Source organism: Rhodococcus sp. JCM 9793 (genome assembly GCF_055380405.1).
Genome location: NZ_AP043721.1, coordinates 1613481 through 1634789 on the forward strand (window position 1 = coordinate 1613481; position 21309 = coordinate 1634789).

The window sequence follows — 21309 nt, forward strand, 5'->3', positions numbered from 1 at the left end:
GTCGACCGACGCCGGGATGCCGAACAGGGGAGGGTACATGATCGGAGATAAGTGGGGAGTCACCGACGAGGAGGTCGTCCGCCACTACCCGTGCGACGACATCGTCCCTTCGCCCAGCCTGTCGGCATGGCGAGGCGTCACCGTGAATGCTCGGCCTGAGGCGGTGTGGCCGTGGGTGACGCAGATCCAGTGGGCGCCGTACGCGTACGACTGGATCGACAACCTCGGGAAACGCTCACCGCAGCGGTTGCTGGGCTTCCCGCAACCGGTACCCGGAGACCACTTCACCAGCACGGCCGGTCGTCCGCAAGGACGGGTGTTGTCGATCGAGCCTCAGGTGCACTACACCGGTCGCATCATGGGAGCCGTCCTGTCGTACGTCCTCGTTCCCGTCGACGACGGCACCACTCGTTTGCTGATGAAGGTCGTCATGAGTGGGAATCGATGGCTTGCGCCTGTCATCTCCGTCGGCGACCTCGTGATGGCGCGACGACAACTGCTCAATCTCGAGCGGCTCGCGGAGAGTGATCTGTCGTGATGCGGTGACGTGCTCGGGCCTTCGGCACACGCACCGAGTCCGGGTACGCGTACTTCATCGACGACCTGGTCTGCCGAAGATGTCTCGGCGAGAAGTCCTCTTGGCCTTGGCTTCTTCACACTCCGTGGTGCTTGCTTCCTCGGATCGCGCCGCTTTGCGATCGGCCCATGCAGCCACTGTGGCTTCAGCGTCACGTGGCATGGTGATCAGCGGCGGTCCTGATGGCAGTTGGTAGCGAGCGTCCATCACCCGTTTGTTGAACTGGGCAATCTCGTGTCGAACGGCTTTCTCGTTCGATAGCTGATCGAGGTGCCCGTCCAGGGCGGCGTCATCCTTGCGCAACTGAATGGAGGGGGGCAGGAAGGCGAGCCCCTCACGTTTCATGAAGCTCTTGAGCCACCAATCTGGGTCATCGGCATCGGACAGATCGAGTGGCTTACCGCTGCCGGGAAGGTCGTCGAGATCGCCCCGTTCGATCGCCTTTCGAATATGCATGTCGGCGAGCAGTGCGATCGCCGTTTCGGAGTCGATCGCGAAAGCGGAGGGGTTGCAGAACGAGAGGGGCAGCGCGTGCTCATGCATCATCGGCACTCCATGTCGTGAAACTATTTGGGTCACATGTATTATGTCATGTGTATTGCCAAAGTGGTGGGTTCGAGTGTCGAAGGAGGTTGACCATCACGAGCGACGTGAGTCGATCGCGCATGCGCTCTGGTGCGTCGTTGATCAGCACGGTTGGGCACGAGCAACCATGCGCGAAGTCGCCGGCGAGGCCGGAGTCTCACCGGGGCAGTTGCAGCACTACTTCTCGTCACGCGCCGAGATGTTGGCCTTCGCGATGGAGTTTGCTTCAGAACAGACATCTCGCCGAGTCTCACGAAGTCTGAGGTCACTCGACCAACCTCCGCATCCTCGCGACGTGCTGCGAGTAGTCCTCACGGAGATGCTTCCTCTGAGACCCGACTCCCGTGCCACCAGCTGTATGAACGCGGCTTACGTGCTCGAAGCGATTGATGGGAACATGTGTTCGACTCGAGGTAGGGTGTGGAACGCGCGGGCCGGTGAGGCACTATGCCTGGGAAGCATCGGCCCGCGTCCAACTCGGCCGCAGTGAGATTTCCAGAACGAGGTCGACGTAACGATCCGGATGCAGTCGTCGATCTATAGCCGACCGTGTAATCCGTTCGAAGGGTGCCTGTTTCGTGAAGCGTAAATTTGCCGCAATTGTCATGGGTTGCGCCGCAGTCGCGCTGATTGTGCCGGGGACCGCGAATGCGGTGCCCACGGGCAGCGCCGATTCAGGTAGTGCCGCAGCTACGATGGCTACCCTGTCGTGGCTGCCGCACCTCGCGGAGGCGGCTGTCAATTGCCTCATCGATGGAACTCCCATTCAGCAGTGTGGTACCACCGGCTTGGACTATGACTCGATGCCAGCCATCGGGGGCTGAATCCATAGGCGTTCGAAATGATGGTTGGTATATCGATATTTTCGTACACCAACCATCATTTGAGGCACCTATGCCGCTCCTGCCGGCTACGGGAGTCGTAGTCGGAACGACCGTGTTACCGGTGTGAGCCCAGCGCAACATCGATGATCTCTGCACTGGGCACGTGCAATGCGTCGGCCGCGCTCTTGCCTGTTTCGGCGAGATAGCGGTCGACGAGGCGGTTGCCCACCGCATAGCCGCCTCCTATGGGAACGCCGACCGGTTCGGCGCCGAACCGGGCCGCGGCGTCGTCTCCGATGACCCACGCGGCGAAGTTCTCCATACCCGAGACGCTCAGTCCCGACACGATCTTCTCGAACACTGCATCGTCGTCGAGGTGGGGAACGCCGAACGGTGTGTATCCGAGTGCGTCGCCGTACAGCTGACGCGCGAATGCGTCGGCGAGTCATTCTGAGACGATATGTTCGCCGACGACGACGGACGCGGGATCCCACACGACCCCACCGGGCGCGTACCGGAGGTTGTGGTTGAGTTCGTGCACGGCAGCAGCCTCCAGTCGGGCCAGGTTCTCGTCGGTCGGCCAGAGTGTGAGCGAGATGTAGCCCGTGGCGCTGCCGTTTCCGCTGAGCCCCCGTGCCGAGTTCATGAAGTAGTCGTCGTCGGGGTTGCCGAGGACGAGCAGGAACGAGATATCCGGAACCTGCAGATCAGGGGTGGCGAGGGACTGCACGGCGACCGCATCGACGAGTGCGCGCTCGATCCGGTTCCAGGCGTCCGCGGCCTCCAGGCGGGCGAGGGCCTCTCGTGTCTCGTCCACACGGCGATCGATCGGGAAGCCCATGCTCATGGTGTGCATGGGGAGGAGGTCGACGTCGCCGGGGTAGTAGCGGAACATTCCCTCCATCGGTCGGAGCAGTGCGCGTACGAGTTCGGGGCGCTCGGGTTCGTCGGCGGTCAGCACGGTGTTCATTCCTGTGGCGGTGTCGAGCACGGTGATCGTCATGTCGGTGACGGTAGATCCTCACGTTGCGTGAGGTTCAAGTTCGGCGACGGTGCGGCGGACATCCGCCTGCACCCGATCGCGCGCAGACACTGCCTTATGGGCGATCGGGCGACGATTCCGTATAGACCCTTCCCCTTATGTGAAACGTGTTCTAGATTCTGGGGCAGGGTTCGTAGAAGTGGATGGTTGCAGGAGGGATGCGCAGTGAAGTTCAACCTTGCTGATGTTTTCGAGACGACCGCGTCTGCGGTACCGGATCGCATCGCCCTCACCTACGAAGATCTGAATCTCACGTACGCCGAGCTGGACGCGGAAGCCAACCGCGCCGGACAGCTCTTCGCCCAGGCGGGAATCTCCGAGGACGATCACGTCGCGGTGTTCCTCAAGAACTGCGTCGAGCACGTCACCAGCATCCTCGGCCTCATCAAGATCCGCGCAGTGCCGATCAACGTCAACTACCGCTACACGCCCACCGAACTCGAATACATCTTCACCAACTCCGATTCGGTGGCGGTGGTCGTCGAACTTCCCGAGCATCAGCAGGTCCTCGCGTCGTTGCTCGACAGCTGTCCGCTGATCCGCACGATCTTCGTCGTCGGTGAGACGACCGACGAGCTGAAGCGGGCAGCCGAACAGCGATCTATCGCCGTGATCTCTTTCGCCGGTGCGCACGATCTGCCCGCGACCGCAGAGTTCCCGGCACGCTCGGGTGACGATCTGTACCTGCTCTACACGGGCGGAACCACTGGATACCCGAAGGGTGTCATGTGGCGCCACAACGACTTCTTCCGCAAGCCGCTCTCCGGTGGCAACCCCTATGGCGATGAGCCGCGAAAGGATCTCGCCGAAGTTGCGGCTGGAGCGAAGGAATTCCCTGGTCTCTCGTTCCTCATCGCGGCTCCCCTCATGCACGGTGCAGCCTTGTACTCGCTGTTCACCTTCTTCACGCTCGGCGCCCGGGTGGTCCTGAGGCGCGACTTCGACCCGAAGACGGTCGTCGAGGCTGTCGAGAAGGACAAGGTGCAGGTGATCCTCATCGTCGGCGACGGTATGGGATTGCCGCTGGTCGACGAGATGGAACGACGGAAGGATGAGGCCGACTTCAGTTCGCTGTTCTCCATCACTTCGGGCGGTGCCATCTGGTCGACGAGTGTGCGCGACCGCATGCTCGCCGTGAAGCCGGACCTGTTGCTACGCGACAACTTCGGTGCCTCCGAAACCGGAAACGACGGCGCGTTCAACGTCGACGAAGACGGCAACCTGCGGATGCCGCCGAGCCCCAACATGATTCTCGTCGACGAGCGCCTCGAACCCGTACCTCCAGGATCCGACGACGTCGGCTACATCGCCCGCATCGGCAATGTACCGCTCGGCTACTACAAGGACGAAGAGAAGACCGCCCGGACCTTCCCGACCCGCGCCGACGGCACCCGCCTGTCCATCCTCGGCGACATGGGTCGTGTGGAGGCCGACGGCACCATCGTCTTCCTCGGTCGTGGCTCGCAGTGCATCAATACCGGTGGCGAGAAGGTCTTTGCCGAAGAGGTCGAGTCGGCACTCCACGCGCACCCGTCGGTCGCCGACGCCCTCGTCGTACCTGTGCCGCACGAACGCATGGGCCAGGCCGTCGCGGCCGTCATCGCCATCTATCCGGACGCCGACGAGCTGACTCTCGAGGAGGTCCAGGAACACTGCCGTAAGTCGTTGGCCGGATACAAGATTCCGCGCTCGATCGTCGTGGTCGACGAGGTGAAGCGAACCCCCGCCGGCAAGGCGGACTACCGGTGGGCCACCGCTCAGGCAGCGCAGTAGGCGACAAATACAACTTCTACGGACAGATACGCACTTTCGTAAAGGCGTATCTGTCCGTTAGTGGTGTGTCCTGCTTCTGATCTGCCGGTGTCAGAACTGAGCGCGCCGAGCGCGCCGCTCCGCTTCTGCGAGGGCACGTCGGACAACGCCCGACAACGCAACGAACGACTCCAATTGGCTGGATTCCGCAGGTTCGACGTCGTCGAGTTCGGCCGAGATCGACTCGCTCTCACTGCGGAGTTCGGTGGCGAGAGCGCATTGTTCGCTCAGCGACTTCAGTTCGGCAACAGACCAACTCGCGTCGATGAGTCGATAGTCGCCGCGCTCCTTCAATCGAACTCCTCGGTCTGCGAGGAAGAGTCGAAGTGCTTCGTTGACCTCGATGGAGCGATCGGTGACCTCGATCCACCTTTGCATCGCGTCGAGCTGCGAGCGCTCACTGCGACGCCTGCCTGATCCGAACAGTGGCAGCTTCATATCGCGATATCCCCCTTTTATTGAGAATCATCGTAACGTCAAAGTTGCGATCGTGTACGCGATTCGGTCGAGGTATTCGCAAGCGGTGGACACACCGAGTTGAAGTGCGTCAGCCGATGGCTCGGTCGACCTCAGGATCGGGCCGCGCAGCCGCGATGCGACGGGGATCGTCATCGGGGAGCGATTCGAGGAGGATACGGCGCGGGTGTGCTGCAGAGCCGGTCGTCAGATACTTCTGACCGGGACGCACGCGCCGGGCTTCGTCGGCCATCTCGTCCGTGGCCGGCGTCGTGGGTTCGTTGAGTGCGTCGCGCACGATCCGCCGTGGGTCGTACTGCCGTAGATCCAGTGAGGTCGGGATCCCCATCTCATGTTCGGCCGTACCGCGCGTCGATTCGACGAAGTCGCGCAGTGCTCGAACTGTGCGAGCGAGCTGATGGGCGTAGTCAGGCAGTCGCTGAGGGCCGAGCACGACCCCCGCGATGATGGCGACCAGGAACAGTTTCTCGAAGGTCAGACCGAACATGGTGTGAATTCCTCATTTCGGGCCGCTCGCCTGTCGTGCAGCGTCGTGATCACGAGTGCGGCGCCGAACAATGCCGACATCGGCAACGCGACCAAGAACATCGACAGGACGTCGGCGGCCGGCGTCACCAGAGCGCTGAACAGTGTGATGACGACGACGATTACGCGCCAGCTGCTACGGAGTTCGGCTGCAGAGACGATTCCGATGTAGTTCGACATCACCAGGAACACCGGCAGGACAAAAGCAATCCCCGTTGCCAGCACGACTTTCATCACGAAGTCCACGTAGTACGACGCGTTGAGGATCGTGCTGTCCTGGTCGGACGAGAACGCGGTGAGCACGCTCACCATCCGGGGGAAGATCAGGAATCCGAATGCGCAACCGGCAGCGAAGAGCGGCGCTGCTGCTGCAGAAAACCCTACGACGTACTTCTTCTCCCGGCGCGTCAGCCCAGGGGTGACGTAGGCGAAGAGTTCTCGCAGCCAGACCGGACTGGACAGGATCACGCCTGAGAACAGCGCGATCTTCAATTGGAGGTCGAACGCACCGGTCACGGTGTCGTAGTTGAGACTGGCCTCGCGGGAGAGTGCAAGCTGCTCGACAGGCTCGCGGAGGACGTCGAGAATCTGATCCGAGAGAACGAAGCCGATGATCACGCCGATGAGCAGCGACACCGCCGCGCGAACTCCGCGACGTCGTGCCTCGCGTAGGTGTCCGGCGATCGGCATCGTGCCTCGCGCGGCGGTGGTCGCGGTCATGACGCGCGTCGGTAGGGAACCTGGGTGAGGTCCGCGGTCTGTGCGTCGGTGGTTGTCGCCTCGCCGACCTCGTCACTCGCCTCGTTCTTGAGGATGCGCATCGACTGGCCGACGCTCTTGGCGAGCGCGGGAAGCTTGGTCGAGCCGAAGACGAGGAGGACGATCGCGAGGATGATGAGGGCGTGCCAGCCCGTGAGGTTGTTCAGCATGGTGTTGTCCTTCTGTGTGTTGGATGAGTGATCAGTTGGGGGCGCCCGAGCCCATGCCCGGCATCGCGCCATGGGGAGGTTCGCCGCCCATCGGTGCCCCTGCCGGGCGGGCGCCGCCACCGCTGAGGGTGGGTTCGGTCGTGGTGTCGACCGCGACGGTCAGCGACCCGACGTATCCGGAGTCGCCGTTGCCGGAGAACGTCCCCATCTGCAGGTCGTATCCGTCGCCGAAGACGTTGTCGTTGTCGAGGCTCCCGATCTGGGCAAGATTCTCGGCCGACCCCGAGTAGGCATCCAGCTGGTAGATCTCGTCGAGCATGTCCTGGGGGAACGCGACCTGTGATGTCGCGATCGCATTCTCGACGTTGGTCGCGGAGTCGACGTCGGGATATACCTCGAAGTGAATGTGCGTCCAGCGGCCGGTGTAGCAGCCGGGCATGATCGTCTCGAAGGTTGCCTTACCGTCGGCGTCGGCCACCTGGATTCCGCGTAGGTAGGTTTCGTCCTCGACACCTTCGGTGTACATCGAGTATCGGCCCTGCGCGTCGCACTGCCAGGCGTAGACGGCGACCCCATCGAACGGGGCATTGTCATTCGTCATGTCGGTGACCGTGAAGGTGAGGGAAAGGGGAACACCGTCGGCGGTGGTGCCGCCGTCGAGGCTCGACGTGATCTCACTGCGGACGATTCCGGATTCCTCGAGCACGTTGATCCCGTTCGTGCCGTCGGCCGGATAGGGGCCGTTGGTTTCGTCGGGGATCTCGCCGGCGGGTGTGCTCACCGTGGCGGCAGTGCTGTCGTTGCTCGAGGAACACGCGGCCAGTGCCAGTGCGCCGGCTCCGGCGCCGACGACGCTCAGCACTCGCCGGCGGGTGACAAGGGTTGCAATGTCGAAGCCCGCACCCTGATCGACGACGTCGTCGGTGGGGCGATCGAGTGGCCGGCCTTCGTATTCAGGTCCGTCCGGTGTATCGGTGGGTTCGGGTACGCGGCTCATGTTGTCTCCTCCGTGCGTCGCTCAGTGGTTCAGTGATGCCAACAATCCCAGCCGAGACAGGGGGAACCCTGTGTCGTCGCTGGGCGTTTGCTGTGAGCGATGCGGAGCGGAGGAGCGTGGGGCTGGTGGCTTCCGAGGTCGGGGGTTACTGGTCGGTCACCAGTACTGCGGTCAACGCAACTTCGACCGGCGCCCCACCGGGGAGTGTGTACACCCCGATCGCACTGCGCGCGGGTAGGTTGTCCGGGCCGAGCTCCGTGGCGATCATCTCCGAGGCTCCATCCGCCACCGCCGACAACGCGGTGAAACCAGCGCTCGCCGCCACGTACACGACCATCTCGGCGGGCCGAAAGCGGTGGCCGGCAGGCACCACCGACCGCACCGCGGCCAGTGCATTGCATGCGCCCAGGGCCGCGGCTGCACGGGCCTGGGCGACAGTCACCTCGGTGCCGACTCTCCCGGTGACGGTGAGTACGCCGTCGACACGGGGCGTCATTCCCGCTGTGCGGACGGTATCTCCGGCGAGTACCGCAGCGACGTACTGCCCTTGCGGTACAGGAGCTGTGGCATCACTCGACACCGAGAACCACTCCTTCCTGTCGCGGGTCGCTCCCACCGTTCATCACGCCCCGGGCCATCGACACGACCTGCGCACTGCCCTCGGCGCCGAAGGTGTCCAGTACCTCGATCTGGTGACCCATGTCCGACAGTGATCGCAGGACGTCGCGGTCGACGCGTCCTTCGATACGCAGCTCGGGGGCGTCGCCGAGGGTGTTCGCGTCGGACCCCGGGTACACCGTGAATCGTGGTGCGCCCACCGCCGATTGCGGATCGAGGCCGTGGTCGAGGAGATGTGAGAGCAATTGCATGTTCCACTGCACTTGACCGTCACCGCCCGGAGTGTTGCCGACGTGCATGAGTTCACCGTCGCGGTCGGTGACAATCCACGCGTTGAGGGTATGCAGGGGCTTGCGTCGGGGCGACACCTCGTTCGGATGACCGTCGATCAGATATGCCCCACGACCGAGACGGTTGTTGAGGGCGATACCGGTTCCGGGCACCGTGAACTTCGCGCCGAACGTGAACGCGAGGGAATGGATGAAGGAGACGGCTCGGCCTTCGGCGTCGACGGCGACGAACGACGTTGTGTCTCCGCTGGACACCGCAAATGCGCCTGCGGGGTCCCGGGCCTCGAGCCGAGTTCTCCCCGCCGTGATATTCATCGCGGACAGTGTGCGTTCGACACCGTCGTTGTCGGAGCTGCACCAGCGCAATCGGTCTTCGAACGACAGTGCGGCGGCACGTGCCATGCGGTCGATGGCAGGAGCGCCCATCCAAGGCATCGCGCCGAGCTCTCCGTCGCACAACGCGGCCTGCTGCAACACCATCCATCCCGGTGTCGGTAGCGGAGTCTGGTGCACGGTCGCTCCCGCGTAAGTCCCGGTCAGTGCGGACTCGACGAGAACCGAACCACCCGCGACCCATTCGTCGCCTGTGAACGGCGCCCCGGACTCCTGCAACGCCGCGACACAGTGCTCGGCAATGACCCCGGTATAGAACGAAGAGGGATCCGACGCGAGAGCACGAATGGTGCGCGCCAGCTCGACCTGCGGAAGCCGATCACCCACGCGCGGAACGGTACCCGTCGGCTTGTACACCGAGGAGAGTCCGGCATCGGAGCGGATGGCGTGGAGTGCCGCCTGGACGTCGGCGCGGGTCTTCGCAGAACACGGTAGCCCGCGTTCGGCGATGCGCGCTGGGGGCTCCCACAGTTCGGGCAACGGCATGCTCGCCCCACGCGCGTGCAGAGTGGCCAGTGCGGCGGGCGCGCCCGGCACGGCGACGGCGAGGGCGCCGTCCAGCGGGATCGCAGCAAGGCCCTTGTCCCGGTAGAAATCCGGAGTACCACCATCCGGTCCGTAACCGCTGCCGTTGACGGTCCATACGGAACCGTCCGGGTCGCGCACCACGACGAATGCGTCGCCGCCGATCCCGCATTGTCCGGGCAGTGTCAGCCACGTGGTTGCCGCCATCGCGAGCGCCGCGTCGACCGCGTTACCGCCGTCGGCGAGTACTCGCGCTCCCGCCTGGCTCGCGAGCGGGTGACTCGACGCCACCATGCCGCCGGTCGCAAGAGCAGCGGGTCGCCGCGCGCTCATGCCGACCTCATCCTGCGCCGGCGCGGACCTTCCGGAGGTTCGCTGGGATCGATGCCGACGAAGATCTCACCGTCCCGTTCCTCACACGGGTAGGTCTTGATCGGCTCGGTCGCGGGCGGGCAGATCGGCTCGCCGGTCTCGAGGTCGAAAGCGCTGCCATGGCAGGAACATCCGATCCCGTCCTGGACGAGCTTGCCGGACGACAGCAGACAGTCGAGGTGGGAACAATAGTTGGACGTCGCATATGCTTTGCCGTCGAGTCGCGAGATCGCGAATTCGTAGTCCTCCGCGTAGAACCGGCGGACGATACCTTCGGTCACCTGCCCGGAACGGGCCACTCGTTTGAACTCCATGGTCTTCCTCCAGGTAGGTATGAAGCAGTCAGGCCTGCTGCGACAGGTACACGGTCTTCTCGGATTGGTAGAACTGCATGAGGGTCGGCCCGGCCTGTTCCTTGAACGTCTGGGTGCTCGACTGCTTGTAGCCGCCGAACGGTGCGTTCATGGCCATCCCGGTGGTGGGCTGGTTGACCTTCACCAGACCGGTCCGGGAACCCGCGATGAACCGATGCGCATCCGACAGGTTCTTCGTCACGATCGAGGCGCTGAGGCCGAACGCGGTGTCGTTCGCGAGGACGAGGGCGTCGTCGAACGACGACGCACGCTGGAACGCGAGGACGGGACCGAAGATCTCGTCCGTCAGCAGTCGCGTACCGGGGGTGGTGTCGGCGAAGACTGTGGGCCGCACGAACAGTCCGCCGATGCGCTCCCCACCGCACACGAGGCGCGCACCGTCGTCGACACCGATTGCGACGTACTCGAAATACTTGTCGAGTTGAGCCTCGGAGGCGAGTGGGCCCATGGATACGCCCTGGTCCGAGCCTGGCCCGACCGTGAGCGCTTCGGTGCGCGCTACCACTCTGTCGAGCAGCGCATCGTGGATCTCGTCGACCGCGATGACGCGGCTGGTGCCGGTGCAGGCTTGTCCCGACAATCCGAACGCGCCTTTGACGATGAGCGCCGCAGCAGCGTCGAGGTCGGCGTCGGCAAGCACGACGACGGGGTTCTTTCCGCCCATCTCCAGTTGCACGCGACGTTCGGGGCCGACGCCGCGGTGGATTGCCCTACCGACCGAGGTGGAGCCGGTGAATGTCACTGCCGCGACACGTTCGTCGCCGACCACCGCGGCGCCGGCCTTGCCGTCACCCTGAACGAGGGCGATCGCATCGGGTGGCAGTCCTCCGGCGAGCAGTGCCTCGACGAGGCGTTGTCCCATGAGCGGGGTGATCTCGGACGGCTTGAAGAGCACCGTATTGCCCGCAGCGAGTGCGGGTCCGAGTTTGCGGGACGGAATGTTGAGCGGGAAGTTCCACGGAGTGATGGCGCCGACGATCCCGATCGGTTCGCGCACCGTGTACACCGTGGTGGGGCCGCCGCCGGGGTAGACCGTGCCTGTTGCACGGTGGGCCTCACCGGCGTAGAAACGCAGGTTCATCGGCGTGCGGCTCACCTCCATCGAGGCTTCGGCTCGGGTTTTGCCCTCTTCGCGGATCAGCTCCTCGACGAGTGTGTCCGCATTGGCCGCGAGGTGCTCGGCGGCGGCCTCGAGGATGGCCGCGCGCCGTTCCGGTGGTGTGGCAGCCCAGTCGGGTGCCGCCTTGTCGAGCGCATCGACGGCGTTCTGCACGTCGATGACATCCGAATCGGGGAAGGTTCCGATCAGATCGGAATCGTCTGCGGGGTTGCGTCGTTCGAACACCTTTCCGGAGTCGGCCGGGACCCAGCTGCCGTCGATGAAGTTCGCTCCGGTGATCGTCATGCCTGCTCCAGTTCCTCGTACATTTCCCACAGATCAGTGTCTTCGTCGGTGAGCAGTGCAGCGTCGACACGTTTCCCGACCAGTTCGCGGGCGGCCATGATGTCTTCGCCTCGATCCATCGCGAACGCGGCGGTGAGAGTCTCGCCGGAAAGATAGAAGACGGAGAATTCACCGGTGTCGATGTCGCCGCGTACAACCAGATCGGTTGCACCGAAGTCTGTTCCGGTGAACTGGATGTTCGTGCTGTATTGATCGGACCAGAACCAGTGCGGGTCGTCGGAGAGCGACTCGCGCCCGACGATCGTATCGGCGACCACACCCGCCTGCCGGTTGGCATTGTCGAAATGCTCGACGCGGATGTGCCCGCCCACGCGCGGTGAATATCGACTGGCGACGTCGCCCGCGGCATATACGTGCGGCACCGAGGTGCGACCGACGGCGTCGACCACGATCCCGCCGTCGACGGCCAATCCGCTTGCCGCGGCGACCTCGACGTTCGGGACGATTCCGATGCCGACCACCGCCGCGTCCGCCTCGACGACGTCGCCGGTCGTCGTCGTGATCCGGACCCCGTGATCGGAGGTGTCGACAGCGGCGACGCCCGTGCCGGTGCGCAGGTCGACACCGTTGCGGCGATGAAGATCCGCGCAGTAGCCGCCGACCCGCGCTCCGAGGATGTTGCCGAGGAGATTCTCGGCCTGCTCGATCACCGTCACGTTCACCCCGAGAGAACAGGCGGTCGCGGCGATCTCGAGTCCGATGAAGCCGCCGCCGACGATGGCGAGAGAAGAGTTGGGGGTGAGCCGTGCGGCGAGGGCCAGCGCGTCGTCGAGGGTGCGGAGGTAGTGGACCAGGTCGGGTCGGGTCCCCGTTGCACGGATAGTACGTGGGCGGCCGCCGGTCGCGAGGACGACGGCATCGGCGACGATGCTTCCGCCGTCGAATTCGACGGCGCCTGAGGCGGTGTCGACGCGTCGAGCCGTGACACCCATGCGGATGTCGATGTTGTTGGCGTCGAGCCATTTCGGAGTCAGAAGCGCGAGGGACTCCACGCCTTCACGCCCCGCGAGGAACTCCTTGGACAGCGGCGGACGCTGGTAGGGTGCGTGTGGTTCGTCGCCGAGCAGGATGATCTTGCCGTCGAAGCCGCGCCGGCGCAGGGTCCGGGCTGCGACGGCAGCGACCTGGCCTGCGCCGACGGTGACCACTGTGTGGATAGTCATGGGGTGCACTCCCTTCCGGATACGGAACGCGGTGTGGGATCGATGTGGACGGTGTCGCCGTCGACGTGCACGGCGTACGTCGGCTGGCAGAGGTCCTGGTCTTCCTCGTAACCGGTGTCGAGGTCGAACCGCCATTGATGGCCGGGGCAGATGACACGGCCGTGCAGTAGCGTGCCCTTGACGAGGGAACGGTCCTGATGGACACACAGGTCGGCGAAGGCGTAGATGCGGTCGTTCGCGTGGAACAGCGCGATCGCCACGCCGTCCACTTCCACGCGTAGCTTGCGGCGCCGAGTCACCTCTTTGACGGTCGCGACAGCAACCCAGGTCTGTGGGGTGGACATGAAACTCCTTCGCTCGTGTGCCGCGGGGACGGGAGCCCGGTCAGGGCTCCCGTCCCCGCACTCGTCGGGGTCAGGCCGACGCCAGCTCCAGGTCGGGTGCGACGTAGGTGTCGTACAGGCCCTTGGTGTAGGAGAAGCGCATCTCCGCACCCCAACGCACGAGCTGCAGGCAGCGCTGCTGAAGCTCAGGCGTGTCGGCGCAGTCGAGCACGATCTGGTAGCCGCGTTCGCCGTGGACGACATCGGAGGTGATGTGCAGGTCGAAGAACTCGATCTCGTCCTCTGTGAATCCGTACACCTCACGCAGCGGAACGATCTGCTTCTTGTAGATGCTCGGAACCTGGGATTCGAGGCCGACGACCAGTGCTGCAGTGGCGACGACGAAGTGCTCGCGCTGCGACACCGCGTAGCACCAGGCCTGAAGGCCGCGGGTGACGGCATTCATGTTGTTCGGGTCCTCGATGCGTTCCTTGGTGGTGCCGCATGCCTCGGCGAACTTGATGAGGAGATCGGTGTGCCGGATGTCGGCGAGTTCCTCCTCGTACATGTTCTGGAGGGTGAAGTCTTTCGCATCGGTGTAGTGGTCGGGGGTGTTCGAGTAGATGTTGGCGAGGTAGTCGGCGAACGGGCCCACGTAGTGATAGTGGTTCTCGGCCCATCGGGCGAAGTGGTGCTTTTCGAGTTTGCCTTCGGCCCACGCCTTGCTGAACGACGCGTCCTTGGCTTCGCGGCCTTTGATGGCGTTTTCGAGTGCGGCGCGGAACTCGTCGCGTCCGAGCAATTCGGTCATGAGTGTGCCTTTCACGTGTGATCGTGCGGTCGATGCCGGGCTGGAATACGTCCGCGACGTTGCGGTCCGAAAAATGCTTGATTGCAGCTTGTTTCGGTGTCATCGACCCTAAGTGCGCGTTGGGCGTGCTGCCATGGCCACAATGACCGGAGGGCGCGGCCCGTCAGGGTCGATGTGCACGAGTCAGGTGTGCAGGAGTCAGGGGGCGGGTGCCGAGACGAGTGTCTCGAACTCGGCGAGCATCGCTGCGCCGACGGCCTTGTCCTGTTCGCCGTTTCCGCCGCTGATGCCCACAGCGCCGACGATCTGGCCGTCGTGGACGAGAGGGAATCCGCCGACGAAGACCGCGAACTTGCCGGGCAGCATGTGGCTGATCCCGAAGGCTTCGTTGCCGGGCAGTGCGGGGCCGTTGGGCGGTTCGTTGAACAGGTGGGTAGCGCGCTCATGGCCTGCGGCGGTGAAGGCCTTGGCGATCGCGATGTCGACGCCGGTGAGTCGCGCTCCGGGAAGTCGGTGCAGCGCGATGACATTCGCGCTTTCGTCGCACACGCACAGTGTCTGTTTGACGCCGAGTTCCTCGGCCTTGGCGCGCCCGGCGGCGAGCAGGGGAAGCGCGTCGTCGAGGTCGATCCGATGAATTCGATGCATTGGTTCCCACTTTCGAGGTCGGGTGTGGCCTATTTCTAACAGCGCGACGACACGATCGGGATAGGTAAAGTAACCCCACTTATTGATTTATCGTGTACAAAGTGCACATGTGTCTGGGGTCTATGACTCTGGTAACTGATGTAGGAAGTACAAGACGTTCCGCTCCCGCGTGGCGTCACTGCACCGAGGGAAGCAGGTTGCTGTGGAACCGAGTCCGCGCCTGACCGTCCGTGGTCTTCTCGACGAACAACTCATGGAAGGTGCTCGAGTCGTGCCCGCCGATGTTGATCTCGACCGTGCTCTCACATGGGTGCTGCCACTCGGCGAGGTCATGGGCCGCTACGACGATCTGTCCGGCGTCGCCGTGTACACCCGCCCTGAAGCGCTTACCGCCGATACGCAGGCCGTATCGGCGATCGCCGCCCGCGGCGCCGCAGCGCTCATCGTCGACGGCGCAGCGCCGACGTCCAGCACCACTTGGCCATCGGGCCTACCGGTGATCGAACTCGACCTCCCGGTCGGATTCGCCGCACTCAACCGACTACTCGCAGAACGGTCACTGACGCAGGAAGTGCACGTGATGCGCTATTCCGCACTCGTGCACTCGACGCTCGCCGGGCTACTCCACCGGGGCGCAGGTCTCGCCCTGCTGATCAAGGAAGTGTCTTCGCTCGCACAGCATCCCGCGTTGGTGCTCGACGCCCGCGGCCAGGTCGTGGCCCATCACGGCACAGATCGGGCGGTGGTCGACGAGATTACGGAGCACCTCCGGGGCCTTCTCGCCGCGCCGACGTCGAACCGGCATCAGCATCACGACACCCGCGTCGTGGAGCAGACCGGGGGAGGGGTGCGCTGGACGTGCACTGCCGGCGCGATCCGCCTCGGAAAGAGGTTCGAAGGGTGGGTGGTGATTCTCGCGCCCGACCCCGCCCCGGGCCCGCACGACCTCGCGCAGCACGCGGTGGTCACCGAGCAGGCATCCGCAATCATCGGTTCCGAGATGCTGCGCCAGAGCAGCGTGGACGAGGCCGAGGAACGTGCCCGTGGTGACTTCGTCCAGGCGCTCGTCCACGGTAGTTTCTCGAGCCGTCACGACATGCAGGCCCGCGCCGAACACCACGACATCGATCTGACCTCGACGTTCGCCGTCTTCGTCGCACCCGGTTACAGCGGGAACCCGGCCGCGCCCGGCACTGAGGAAGCAGGCGGGTTGCTGCGACTCGCCCGGTACGCGGCCAGCGTCCTACCGCACCCCTCCGTCCGGTCGTATGTCACCGTGATCGGCGACGCACTCGTCGTGGTGCGGTCGCTCCGATACCGCGACGCCACCGACGTCGAGGCGGAGATCGACGAATTCGCGGAAGCGGTGGCGCAGGATCTGTCGCGGCGTAGAGGCAGGCCGGTACCCGTCGCGCACGGGGTGCCCGCCGTCGGCGCCGACCAGATCCGGGAGAGTTACCGGCAGGCCCGGGTGGCGCTCGGGATCGGGCAGCGGATGGACATGTCGGGTTCGGTGTCGTACCACGACCTGCGTGGATACGGCGTCCTCGAACTCGTCGCCGACACCGACCGCAGTCGACGGTTCGTCGACGACGTGCTCGGCAACCTTCGGCCAGGTACCGATCTGCACGACACGCTCGTCGCGTATCTCGGCGCCGGCGGCAACGTCAACGCTGCCGCACGCGAACTCAACGTGCACCGCAACACGATGCTCTCGAAGCTCGACCGGATCTCGCGGGCGATGTCGATGGACGTGCGGGTACCCGAGAACCAGTTCACGGCCTGGCTCGCTGTCCGTCTCGAATTGCTCGACCGCCTGCACACCTCGGTGGATCGCGAGATCAACTACCGCTGAGCGTGTGCGTCGGTGTCGCCGGCAGGGGGAGGTGCGGCGGCATCCTCCGGGTCTCGTCCGAGGTAGGAGGCTCCGAACCCGATGCACACGACGACAGCGCAGGCGACGAAGACGACTCCCACCGACCACGCGGAGAGCGCGATCGTGACCCATGCAGCGCCCACCGCGGACCCGCCGAAGCGGATCAGATTGAAGACGCCGAGCCCGGTGCCCTGTGCACCGGCGGGGGAGCGCGTCGATCCCGCTGCGGCCGGTGTCTGCACGGCAGCGATCCCCGCTCCGGTCACCGCGAGAACACACGCGACGAGCCACAGGTTCGGTTCGTCGGCAGAGAGAACGACGGCGAGCGCACCCTGTGTCACCACCAGTACGGCCAGGCCGAACCGCAGGACGCGGCGCCCACCGATCCGGTCGGTCGTCCGACCCACCAGCGGTGCGAGGGCCGCCATGACGGCCGGGAGCGCGAACAGGACCATGCCCGCAGTCGCCGTGGATTCACCCGTCGCCGTCAACCTGAGGGGGACGGCCAGCAGAGCCGTGCCGAGACAGAACATCTGCGCGAACGCGGCGACCGCGCTCCGGGCGAAACGACTCTCGACGAGCAAGCGCACATCGACGAACGGCACCGGCGCCCGCAGACAATGCGCGACGAACCACGCGAGTACACCCGCCGACACCGTAAGAACCACCGGAGGAACGGCCGGCGCGACACCGGACTGACCGAACATACTCAGGCCCAGCACGATTCCAGCAGAACCAAGGGTGAGTGTCGCAGCGCCGAGCACGTCGAGCCGCATGGGTCGACCGGGAAACGCCGGAATCCATCGCAGGGTTCCGGCGAATCCGATCAGAGCAATCGGAATCAGGGGGACGAACACCCACCGCCAACCCCAACTGCCCGCGACGAACCCACCGAGTGACGGGCCGATCGCCTGACCGATCCCATTGACGGTCGCCCACGCGCCGACGGCGCGCGCGCGGCGTTGCGAGTCGAACAGCCACGCGATCAGACCCATCACCGCGGGAGCGAATGCAGCGGCTGCGAGACCGCCGAGCGCGCGCCACGCGATGAGGATTTCGAGGGTCGGTGCCGCCGCTGCTCCCGCCGCGCACACGGCGGTGCCGAGCAGAGCACCGCAGTACACGCGCCGGCGCCCGAAGCGGTCGCCGATGTACCCCGCGAGCGGCATCGCCGCCGCGAAGGTGAGGAGGAATGCGACGGCGAGCAGTGCACCGTCTTCCAGTGACGCATCGAAATCCGAAAGTATCTGGACAAGCGGAACATTGATGATGTTGTTGCTCAAAGTTCCGACGAGCGTGCCGGCGAGGAGCGCGGACAGCGCCAGCGGGGTGCCGGTACCGGACGCGTTCGGAGACGCGGCGGGCACGTGTGTGGAGGTGGTCATCGAGCTCCTGGGCCAGTCGAACTGCACGGCACTGTGCGAGCCGTCGTCCTACTTTCCCACCCCCCACCGGGCACGTGCATCAGCGTCACCAGGGCAAAAGGCACATGCTCGGAGCGTCAAATGTGGACACTGTGCACAGTGGGCCGTGGGAAACCTCAGCTGCGCGTGTGTCGACACATGTTCGTAGCAATTTGTCACATATGCGCGACCCGATGACACGGAATCGCAAAAGTGGAACACACTGCACACGTAACGTCCTGGGCACTGTGCATGGTTCTCGTTGACCAAGCATGGAGGAACGCGGAAAGTTCCACCAACAGCCCCCGCTCCGCTCTCCTGTTGAAGGACATGCCTTGGACGTACAACTCACCGCCGCCCACTGGGTCTACCTGGTCGGCATACTCGTCATCTTGGCCACCATGGCGCTACGAAAGAACATCGTCGTTCCCGCCGTCATCGCAACGTTCCTGACCGCACTGGTGTTCTCCGGCAGTATCGTCACCGGACTGTCCGCCATCTTCAACGCCAGCCTCGTGGCTGCGAAGGAACTGTTCAACATCTTCCTCATCATTGCGATGGTCACCGCGATGCTCGGCGCGCTACGCCAGCTCGGCGCCGACAGAATGATGGTCGCGCCGTTCCGCCGTGTCATGCGTGCCGGAACCAGCAGTTTCCTGGTCCTCGCTGCCGTCACCTATGTGATATCGCTGTTCTTCTGGCCGACTCCCGCCGTCCCGCTGGTCGGCGCGGTACTCATTCCCGTGGCGATCCGGGCGGGCCTGTCTCCGCTGTCGGTGGGCATGGTCATCGCGATCTGCGGACAGGGGATGGCGCTGTCTGCGGACTACATCATCAAGGTCGCACCAGGCATCTCCGCGTCCGCGGCAGGGGTCGACCCCGATGCGGTGGCCGACAAAGCGCTCGTGCTGTCGCTCATCGTCGGTGGCACCGCCCTCGTGCTCACCTACCTGATGCAGAAGAAGACCTGGCGTACGCCGTCTCCAGAGCTGCTCATCGAGTGGGAAGCCGAGGCCGATCGGGGAATCGGCGAATCACGTTCCGGTGGTGATGATCATTCGGGTGGGGGCGGAGGATCGAAGCCGGTGTCGACGGGGCCCACCGGCGGCGGAACGTCGGCGACCGCAGCGACTGCGGTGCTCGCCCCGGCGGCGAGCCCGTTCCCGGATGAGATTGTCGAGTCGGAGAAGGAACGTCGCGGCACCGCAAAAGCTTTCGCGATGCTTGTACCTCTTGCATACCTCGCGTTCATCGTCTATTTGATGCTGGGAAAGTTCACCGAGGTCGTGCCGCCGCTGCAGGGTGGCGACGCCGCCGCCATCGTGGGTGGCATTGCGGCACTGGTCTTGTTCGCTGCTGCGGCATCGACCGATGGGGGTGGCTTCCTCGAGACGACTTCGGACCACCTGGTCGACGGACTGGTGTTCGCGTTCAAGGCCATGGGCGTTGTGCTGCCCATCGCCGGGTTCTTCTTCATCGGCAATGCCGACTTCGCCGGTGCGATTCTCGGTGTTCCGGACAGCGCCACTGCACCTGCGATCCTGTTCGATCTCGTGACCGCAGTGCAGACACACCTGCCACAGAACGCGTTCGTCACGTCGTTCGGGATCCTGCTCATCGGCCTGGTGGCGGGGTTGGACGGCTCCGGGTTCAGTGGCCTGCCGCTCACGGGTGCGTTGTCGGGTGCGCTCGGTCCCGCAGTCGACGTCGACCCGGCGACGCTCGCCGCGATCGGGCAGATGGGCAACATCTGGTCGGGCGGCGGTGTGATCATCGCGTGGTCGTCGCTCGTCGCGGTCGCGGGGTTCGCTCGGGTACCCGTCCTCGATCTCGCTCGGAAGTGTTTCATCCCGGTGATGGCCGGACTTGTTCTGTCGACCATCTTTGCGGTGCTCGTGTTCTAGACGTAGTCGGCAGACGAAACAGCAACGCACCCAACGGTGCGTTGCTGTTTCGTACTAGCGCAACGACGTGCCGGGTGATTGCCGCTACGCGCTGTGTCGTCGAACGTGGTTCTCGTGGTGGCCGGTCCGGCTGGCGATCGACCGTCCGAGGCGGCTGTGGGCGGCGGAGGTTGAGCCATTGCGCCGGTCCCAGCTGTCGTGATCGGCCAACACCATTTCCACAACGTCGTACCCGAGATCGCCGAACTGCTCGATCAGCTCCGGCAGTACCAGGAAGTCGTCCTTGCCGTTGGCGCCGTAGGTTTTGGCGGTTCCTGGTCGGGTATTTCGCGGCGCCAGTACGGCTCACCGATCAACATCAGGCCGCCGGGACGGAGAGATTCTTGCTCAGCAGCTCGACGGTGCCGGCTACGCCGCCTCCGATCCAGGTAGCACCCACCCACGCGGCGAGATCGACCGGATTGCCTGCTACGAAACCTGAGGCATCGGAGTGCACGAAGTCGACCTGATCGGTGACGCCGAGTTCAGCGGCACGGACGCGGGCTTGCTCGGTGAACGCCAGTGCTGATGTCCACCCCAGTTCCGGGGATGTGGTGGTCACGGGCCCACGTGCAAAGTATTTTCGCCGGACCCGCTGGCGAGCTCGAGCACGCGCGTCCCGGGCGCCAGGTGCAGTGCCTGCCCAGGGCGCCGAGCTTGCCCGAGGTGAACGGGTTGTGGATGCGGTGGCTACTTTCGCGAATGGTGAAGACGCGTGGAAGATCCACGAGAGGTACTCCTTGGGCTTGATTCAGTCGTTGTATTTGCGGAGGGCAGTCGACCGGAGTCGGCTGCCCTTGTTCAGACTGTCATCAAATACACCACGTTCGGACGCATGGATCTTCAACCGAGGAAAGTAACCTTCCGGGCTGGACGTTTCCATCGAGTTAGCTGGGAGGTAGCTGACCGGCAGCGTGATCGTCCGGCCGGATTTGCGACCGGTGTACGTGATCGGGGCGATGTAGCTGCGGATACGGCTGCCGATGACAGGTAGTCCGGACGCTGCCATGATGATGGAGTTGAAGGGACCCGCTAGGCGCAGGACCGAACCACTGAGTGTTATTTTCCTCCTGCGGCCACCGTACTGGATGGGTCCACATCCGCCGGTGCGTGCGGATAGGAACGACATCGATTCTTGGTGGAGTATTCGTCGCTGGGCGGGCAATAATCCACCAAGAGCGGCGCCTCGCGCTATGACGCCTCGAATCTCGCTTCGACGTCGGCACTGAGCGTGATGCGGTTGGGTTCGAGGGCCAACCCGGTCCTTGCCCGACTGGTTGTGGTGGCAGCGACCTATACGGTGCTGGGGGTGGGAATCGGTGCATTGGTCCGCAACC

Annotated in this window: 22 protein-coding genes and 1 pseudogene; 5 read left to right on the plus strand and 18 right to left on the minus strand. The window is 64.5% G+C overall.

What is annotated here, in order from left to right:
- The first annotated feature begins 37 nt into the window (after positions 1–37).
- The gene (locus tag ACZ46K_RS09790) at positions 38–538 is read left to right on the plus strand and encodes an SRPBCC family protein (RefSeq protein ID WP_054806256.1); all 501 of its coding nucleotides are present in this window, start codon (positions 38–40) and stop codon (positions 536–538) included.
- A 54-nt stretch (positions 539–592) separates the two neighbouring features.
- Here ACZ46K_RS09790 and ACZ46K_RS09795 read toward each other — a convergent pair whose 3' ends face one another.
- Entirely contained in the window at positions 593–1123 is a 531-nt protein-coding gene (locus ACZ46K_RS09795; RefSeq protein ID WP_054806255.1) for a DnaJ family domain-containing protein, read from the minus strand.
- 40 nt (positions 1124–1163) lie between these two features.
- On the opposite strand from ACZ46K_RS09795, the gene ACZ46K_RS09800 reads away from it, so the two are divergent.
- The gene (locus ACZ46K_RS09800) at positions 1164–1652 is read left to right on the plus strand and encodes a TetR/AcrR family transcriptional regulator (protein ID WP_464747922.1); all 489 of its coding nucleotides are present in this window, start codon (positions 1164–1166) and stop codon (positions 1650–1652) included.
- Positions 1653–2101: 449 nt separating this feature from the next.
- Here ACZ46K_RS09800 and ACZ46K_RS09805 read toward each other — a convergent pair.
- A pseudogene (locus tag ACZ46K_RS09805) lies at positions 2102–2989 on the minus strand (DUF2268 domain-containing putative Zn-dependent protease).
- A gap of 204 nt (positions 2990–3193) precedes the next feature.
- Here ACZ46K_RS09805 and ACZ46K_RS09810 point away from each other — a divergent pair.
- Positions 3194–4801, plus strand: coding sequence for an AMP-binding protein (locus ACZ46K_RS09810; RefSeq protein WP_054806253.1), 1608 nt, complete (start codon positions 3194–3196; stop codon positions 4799–4801).
- Positions 4802–4891: 90 nt separating this feature from the next.
- Here the strand turns inward: ACZ46K_RS09810 and ACZ46K_RS09815 are convergent, their stop codons facing one another.
- The 13 genes from ACZ46K_RS09815 to ACZ46K_RS09875 all read right to left on the minus strand — a co-directional run bounded on the left by ACZ46K_RS09815 (position 4892) and on the right by ACZ46K_RS09875 (position 14750).
- On the minus strand, positions 4892–5278 hold the full coding sequence (locus tag ACZ46K_RS09815; RefSeq protein ID WP_054806252.1) for a hypothetical protein: 387 nt from the start codon (positions 5276–5278) through the stop codon (positions 4892–4894).
- Between the two features lie 109 nt (positions 5279–5387).
- Complete coding sequence (locus tag ACZ46K_RS09820; RefSeq protein WP_054806251.1) at positions 5388–5804, minus strand: twin-arginine translocase TatA/TatE family subunit; 417 nt, start codon at positions 5802–5804, stop codon at positions 5388–5390.
- A complete protein-coding gene (gene tatC / locus ACZ46K_RS09825) occupies positions 5792–6562 on the minus strand; it encodes a twin-arginine translocase subunit TatC (RefSeq protein ID WP_464747924.1) in 771 nt (256 codons plus the stop codon). The genes ACZ46K_RS09820 and tatC overlap by 13 nt, the downstream gene beginning before the upstream one ends.
- Positions 6559–6771, minus strand: a complete 213-nt coding sequence (locus ACZ46K_RS09830; protein ID WP_054810138.1) for a twin-arginine translocase TatA/TatE family subunit — start codon at positions 6769–6771, stop codon at positions 6559–6561. Before ACZ46K_RS09830 ends, tatC begins: the two co-directional genes overlap by 4 nt.
- A 31-nt stretch (positions 6772–6802) precedes the next feature.
- Positions 6803–7768 (minus strand): intradiol ring-cleavage dioxygenase, encoded by a 966-nt coding sequence (locus tag ACZ46K_RS09835; protein ID WP_464747927.1) that lies wholly within the window; start codon positions 7766–7768, stop codon positions 6803–6805.
- Positions 7769–7913: 145 nt separating this feature from the next.
- Entirely contained in the window at positions 7914–8348 is a 435-nt protein-coding gene (locus ACZ46K_RS09840) for a RidA family protein (protein WP_054806259.1), read from the minus strand.
- Complete coding sequence (locus ACZ46K_RS09845) at positions 8338–9927, minus strand: gamma-glutamyltransferase family protein (protein ID WP_464747929.1); 1590 nt, start codon at positions 9925–9927, stop codon at positions 8338–8340. Before ACZ46K_RS09845 ends, ACZ46K_RS09840 begins: the two co-directional genes overlap by 11 nt.
- A complete protein-coding gene (locus ACZ46K_RS09850) occupies positions 9924–10280 on the minus strand; it encodes a Rieske (2Fe-2S) protein (RefSeq protein ID WP_378556393.1) in 357 nt (118 codons plus the stop codon). Before ACZ46K_RS09850 ends, ACZ46K_RS09845 begins: the two co-directional genes overlap by 4 nt.
- Before the next feature lie 28 nt (positions 10281–10308).
- Positions 10309–11745, minus strand: coding sequence for an aldehyde dehydrogenase family protein (locus ACZ46K_RS09855; RefSeq protein WP_464747931.1), 1437 nt, complete (start codon positions 11743–11745; stop codon positions 10309–10311).
- Positions 11742–12968, minus strand: coding sequence for an NAD(P)/FAD-dependent oxidoreductase (locus ACZ46K_RS09860; protein WP_464747932.1), 1227 nt, complete (start codon positions 12966–12968; stop codon positions 11742–11744). Before ACZ46K_RS09860 ends, ACZ46K_RS09855 begins: the two co-directional genes overlap by 4 nt.
- Complete coding sequence (locus tag ACZ46K_RS09865; protein ID WP_054810452.1) at positions 12965–13312, minus strand: Rieske (2Fe-2S) protein; 348 nt, start codon at positions 13310–13312, stop codon at positions 12965–12967. Before ACZ46K_RS09865 ends, ACZ46K_RS09860 begins: the two co-directional genes overlap by 4 nt.
- 70 nt (positions 13313–13382) lie before the next feature.
- Complete coding sequence (locus ACZ46K_RS09870; protein ID WP_054807077.1) at positions 13383–14102, minus strand: iron-containing redox enzyme family protein; 720 nt, start codon at positions 14100–14102, stop codon at positions 13383–13385.
- A gap of 198 nt (positions 14103–14300) precedes the next feature.
- Positions 14301–14750 (minus strand): GlcG/HbpS family heme-binding protein, encoded by a 450-nt coding sequence (locus tag ACZ46K_RS09875; RefSeq protein WP_054807076.1) that lies wholly within the window; start codon positions 14748–14750, stop codon positions 14301–14303.
- A 202-nt stretch (positions 14751–14952) separates the two neighbouring features.
- Between ACZ46K_RS09875 and ACZ46K_RS09880 the strand changes: the two genes are divergently transcribed.
- A complete protein-coding gene (locus tag ACZ46K_RS09880; protein WP_054807075.1) occupies positions 14953–16605 on the plus strand; it encodes a PucR family transcriptional regulator in 1653 nt (550 codons plus the stop codon).
- Here ACZ46K_RS09880 and ACZ46K_RS09885 read toward each other — a convergent pair.
- The gene (locus tag ACZ46K_RS09885; RefSeq protein ID WP_464747935.1) at positions 16596–18011 is read right to left on the minus strand and encodes an MFS transporter; all 1416 of its coding nucleotides are present in this window, start codon (positions 18009–18011) and stop codon (positions 16596–16598) included. The genes ACZ46K_RS09880 and ACZ46K_RS09885 overlap by 10 nt on opposite strands.
- A 353-nt stretch (positions 18012–18364) precedes the next feature.
- Here ACZ46K_RS09885 and ACZ46K_RS09890 point away from each other — a divergent pair, with 353 nt between their 5' ends.
- Entirely contained in the window at positions 18365–19933 is a 1569-nt protein-coding gene (locus ACZ46K_RS09890) for a TRAP transporter large permease (RefSeq protein WP_054804929.1), read from the plus strand.
- 358 nt (positions 19934–20291) lie between these two features.
- Here ACZ46K_RS09890 and ACZ46K_RS09895 read toward each other — a convergent pair whose 3' ends face one another.
- Positions 20292–20534 carry a hypothetical protein gene (locus tag ACZ46K_RS09895; RefSeq protein WP_464747938.1) on the minus strand — a complete coding sequence of 81 codons (243 nt, stop codon included), beginning with the start codon at positions 20532–20534 and terminating at the stop codon, positions 20292–20294.
- Positions 20535–20723: 189 nt separating this feature from the next.
- A complete protein-coding gene (locus tag ACZ46K_RS09900; RefSeq protein WP_464747940.1) occupies positions 20724–20981 on the minus strand; it encodes a hypothetical protein in 258 nt (85 codons plus the stop codon).
- Between the last annotated feature and the right edge of the window lie 328 nt (positions 20982–21309).